Source organism: Ruegeria sp. BHSB196, assembly GCF_059613135.1.
This window is the reverse complement of record NZ_JBXWRY010000071.1, coordinates 1-4,686: the sequence shown is the minus strand read 5'-3', so window position 1 is coordinate 4,686 and position 4,686 is coordinate 1. Positions and strand designations below refer to the sequence as shown.

Here is a 4,686-nt window from a genome sequence, read left to right as displayed (position 1 = left end):
GAACAGGGCTGGGTCGCGGTGGACGCCACGCTGGACAAGCGGCGCGGGGCGGACTCGGTGCGCAAGCTGGATCTCACCGCCGGTCTCTCGACCGACCGCCGCCTGAACCCGCTGGTGCAGATCGAAACCTCGCGCACGGGCGACGGTCCGGTATACTGGAGCGTCACCCCCACGCTCATGATCCGAACCCGACAAACCGGCAGCACCTGGGTTGTCGGTCTCGAAAAGTCCTCGGCCGCCGCCCGTCCCGGCCTCAAGCTCGCCCTCTGGCGCAGTTTCTGAACGGTCGGGCGGGCCGTATGCGCCCGCCCGTCCCCTCCCTGATCACCGGTCGATCCGGATCGTGGCCGAAACCGTGCCCTTCAGGGCTTCGGGCCAGTTCAGAACGATCTGATCACCGTTCGCGCCCTGCTGCAGCAGGACATGTGGCGCGGCGTATCGCACCGCGTTTCCGGCGGTGGTCAGCGCGCCCAGCGCCACCACCCCGTCGCAGCCCCGGGTCCAGCCCCCGAACGGCAGCGCCGCGCCCGTACCGATGACCCAGGATTGCGCCGCCGTGTTCTGCTCGTGGCGTATCCGCAGCGGGTTGAAACTCTGCACCGTCACGCCATGGAACGTGTTGCCCTCGAACACGACGTTCTTCGCCCGGTCGGGATTCAGGTCGGCAAAGGTCGTGTCCACCCGCTCGGCCCGGTCGATATTGCCGTTGAGCGACCGGAACTTGTTCCCCGTCACCGACAGGCCGTTCAGGAAATGCCCCGTCCCGTAGGGCCGCACCACGATATAGCTGAACCAAGGCGCCACCGCTCCGGACAGAAAGATGTTTTCGGTGATGCTCATGGAACTGAACGAAAACCCGGTCACGAAATCCGGCGTCGGGTCGTGCTCGTTCGTCCATTCGACAAAGCAGTTGTCGATGTAGTTTTCCGCGATGGTCGAACCGGTGTAGGTGCCCGAGACGACCAGGCCCGCGGTGCGGCTGCCGTTGGGCACCTCGTCGCCCTGAAAGAAGTGATTGCCCAGCACCATGTTGTTGCCGCCGCTCAGCACCGCGAAATGCCGGAACCGGGTCGCCCGGTTGTGCCGCAGCTTGACATCGTTGGCATTGGCGTTGAGCGCGATCGAGCTGCGTTCCGGAACCGTCTTGTCGTCCTCGGCCGACAGGAACTGGCATTCGTCGATCAGCATGCCCTGACAGCCGTTGCCGATCGAGGTGATGCCGCGATCCTTGGGGCGGCTGACAAAGCAGTTCTTGAGCGAAAAGATCTTGCCGGCGGGCGCCAGCCGGATCGCGCTGCACCGCTGATTGCACTGGAACTCGATATCCTCCAGCCCGAATTTCTGAAGCGAGCTGAACCCGCTGAAGTCCAGCAGATACTTGAACTCCGTGAAGGTGAAGGTCTGCGTCCCAGCCGCGTCGAACAGCGGCCCGCTCAGGGTGATTTCACCGGCCCCGGTATTCCTGGACCGCACATAGACCTCTCGCCCCACGCCATTGCCCGTGACCAGCGCACCGACCGGCACGTTGGCCACATTGACGACATTGGTCAGCTTGTAGGGGTCGCCCGGATCGTAGCTGGCCTGCGAACTGAAGGTCTCGGTCGCCCAGGCCGGGCTGTCCTGCACGTCCAGCTGGCCGTTGCGGATCACCCGCCGCGTTGCATAGCTGGTCCGGTTCGGCACCGCCGCCTGCATGTCGATGGGTTCCGACACCGACACCTTGCGCCCGCCCATGTCCAGCGATTCATGGTCCGAGTTGTTGATCAGCGCCTGGAACGCCTTGCGAAAGGCCAGCGCCTCGTCTCCGAACGCCGAGATATAGGTGGGCAGATCGAAATTCTTGGTCAGCAGCAGCATCTTGTCCACCGGCATCGTCACCGTGCCTTCGAACTCGATCTCGGAATTCATGCTGGTCGTTTCGCCCAGGAAATAGCTGCCCGCCGGCACCAGAACGCGGCGTCCGTTCGCCGCCTGATCCGCCGCCTCGAACGCCAGGTGGTCATCCGTCACGCCGTCGCCGCGCGCGCCGAAATCACGCACATCGACCACCCCGATCATGTCGCGCAGAAAGACGCTGGTCACGTCCGAGATCTCGATGTCGTCCACCCGGATGACGGCCCCGTTCGGACCCTCGATGTCCAGACCGAAGTGACCATACAGCGCCGCCGGACCCCAGGGCATGTCCACGCCGTCGCGAAACCCGGTGCCGACGATCGCGGCGATCTCGACGACGTCGCCATAGGTGGTCAGCGCCGTGGCCGGGCCCAGTTCGGCCACCCCCGGCACATGCGCGTCCCCCGCGCCGCCGGCCCAGCCCGCGATCCGCACGCTCGGCAACGGCCCGGCCACCGCCTTGACCCGCGCCCGAATCTGCAGATAGCAGCCGGGCAGGATCGGCGTCTGCCCCATGTAGCGGATCTTTTGCGGCGCGCTGGTCTTCTGCACCTCAAGGCAGCCTCCGAAATCCGCATCCGCCGGAACGAATGCCGCGGTGCCGGACCCGGCATAGGTGTCCGAGCCCGGCGTGCCATCGCCGCTCGACCAGACCTCCAGACCGTCCTTGAACGCTGGCGGCATGAAATTGATGCCGTCGGTGATCGCCTTGTTCATACGTACCCCTTTCCCAATTGCGCCGACGCGAACCGCCGCAGGCGCGGCAGATCGGGTTTCGGGCGCTCCCGAATGCGCAGATCGGAATAGGGGAAAATGCTTAAGCCGGGCTGGCAGCACCGTGACGGTGCCGTTGCCTCACGCCGCCGGATCGGCGCCGCTCAGCAGCTGAACGCCGTTGATCTTCCAGTCGTCGCCCAGCCGGATCATCTGGTAGTCCAGCAGGTGGATGCGGCCGCTGCCGTCCACGATCATGACCTTCTGCCACAGGCGGCCGGAGATTTTCCGCAGTTCCAGAAACCGGACCTCCGCCGGCCGCCAGACCATGGGATAGCCATTGCGCACCATCGCACCGAAATTGTCGGGGGTGCGGAACAGGTTCTGAATGCCGGGGCTGGCAAAGGTGAAGGCGGTGGCGAAGTCGTCCGCCTTGAAGGCGTCGATCTGCGACCGGATATTGGCTTCGATCTCGTCGCTCTGCGCGTGGGCGGGCCCGCTCAGCAGAACCCAGACCGACAGGACGGCAACGATATGGCGCATGGGGCTCCCTCCTGAGGTTCAGGTAGCCCCACGGCCCGCACCGTCAAATCAGACCAGTTCGCCCGCCAGCGCCTTGTCGATCAACGCGATCGTTTCGGCCACGCCGTAGAGCGCGATGAACCCGCCGAACCGCGGCCCCTGGCTGGCGCCCAGAAGCACCTCGTATAGCGCGGTGAACCAGTTCCGCAGCGGATCGAACCGCTCGCGCCCGACGGCATAGACCACCGATTGCAGCGCCTCGTCCTCGATCGGACCGTCATAGGCTTCCAGCGCGGCCTTCAACGCTTCCAGCGCCTCGCGTTCCTGCTCGGTCGGCGCGCGGTGCTGGCGCGTCGGCTTGACGAAATCGTTGAAGTAGCGCACCGCGAACCCGGCCGCCTGATCCAGGTCGGGATGGGTTTCGGCGCTGGCCTCGGGCGCATAGCGGCGGATGAAGCCCCACAAGGTCTCCTTGTCCTCGGCCCCGGACACCGACGCGAGGTTCAGCAGCATCGCGAACGGCACCACCAGATTGCTCTCGGGCACGTCGCCGCCGTGAATGTGCCAGACCGGATTGTTCAGCTGTGCCTTCGGATCCTGCCCCGGATAGGCCCGCAACTGCTGGTGGTATTCGTCCACCGCCTTGGGGATCACGTCGAAATACAGCCGCTTGGCCGTCTTGGGCTTCTGGTACATGAAATAGGACAGGCTCTCGGGCGCGGCATAGGTCAGCCACTCCTCCATCGACAACCCGTTGCCCTTGGACTTGGAAATCTTCTGCCCAAGCTCGTCGTTGAACAGCTCGTAACTCAGCGACTCGGGCGGCTGCTTGCCCAGCGCCCGGCAAATCTTGGACGACTGCGTGACCGAGTCGATCAGATCCTTGCCCGACATCTCGTAGTCCACGCCCAGCGCGGCCCAGCGCATCGCCCAGTCGGGCTTCCACTGCATCTTGACATGGCCGCCCGTGACCGGGATTTCCACCTTCTCGCCATCCGGCTCCTGATAGACGATGGTGCCCTTGGCCACGTTGCGTTCCAGCGTCGGCACCTGCAGCACATGGCCGGTCTTGGGCGAGATCGGCAGGAAACAGGAATAGGTCTCGCGCCGCTCCGGCCCCAGCGTCGGCAGCATGATCTCCTGGATCTTGTCGAACCGCTCCAGCGCGGTCAGCAGCATCTCGTCGAACCGGCCCGAGGTGTAGTACTCGGTGGCCGACGCGAACTCGTACTCGAACCCGAAACGGTCCAGAAATTCGCACAGCATCGCATTGTTGTGCTGGGCAAAGCCTTCGTGGGTGCCGAACGGGTCGCGCACCTTGGTCAGCGGCAGGTGCAGATCCTGCTGCAGCTCGTCCTGCATCGGCACGTTGGTCGGCACCTTGCGCAGCCCGTCCATGTCGTCCGAGAAACAGATCAGCCGGGTCGGAATGTCGCTGATCTGCTCGAAGGCATGGCGCACCATCGAGGTGCGCGCCACCTCGCCGAACGTGCCGATATGCGGCAGACCCGACGGGCCATAGCCGGTCTCGAACAGAACGTATCCCTTTTCCGGCGG

The 4,686-nt window shown here is 64.9% G+C and carries 3 protein-coding genes and 1 pseudogene; 1 reads left to right on the top strand and 3 read right to left on the bottom strand.

All coding sequences use genetic code 11. From position 1 onward, the window contains the following. Positions 1–282, top strand: a pseudogene (locus AC2FNJ_RS19870) (hypothetical protein); the annotation flags it as partial. A 42-nt stretch (positions 283–324) separates the two neighbouring features. On the opposite strand, the gene AC2FNJ_RS19865 reads toward AC2FNJ_RS19870, so the two are convergent. The 3 genes from AC2FNJ_RS19865 to AC2FNJ_RS19855 all read right to left on the bottom strand — a co-directional run. Beyond that, positions 325–2,610, bottom strand: a complete 2,286-nt coding sequence (locus AC2FNJ_RS19865; protein WP_496766759.1) for a glycosyl hydrolase family 28-related protein — start codon at positions 2,608–2,610, stop codon at positions 325–327. A gap of 138 nt (positions 2,611–2,748) precedes the next feature. Next, on the bottom strand, positions 2,749–3,150 hold the full coding sequence (locus AC2FNJ_RS19860) for a DUF4864 domain-containing protein (protein ID WP_496766757.1): 402 nt from the start codon (positions 3,148–3,150) through the stop codon (positions 2,749–2,751). A gap of 48 nt (positions 3,151–3,198) precedes the next feature. Continuing rightward, positions 3,199–4,686, bottom strand: a 1,488-nt coding sequence (locus AC2FNJ_RS19855) for a lysine--tRNA ligase (protein ID WP_496766755.1), incomplete at its 5' end; no start/stop codon positions are given.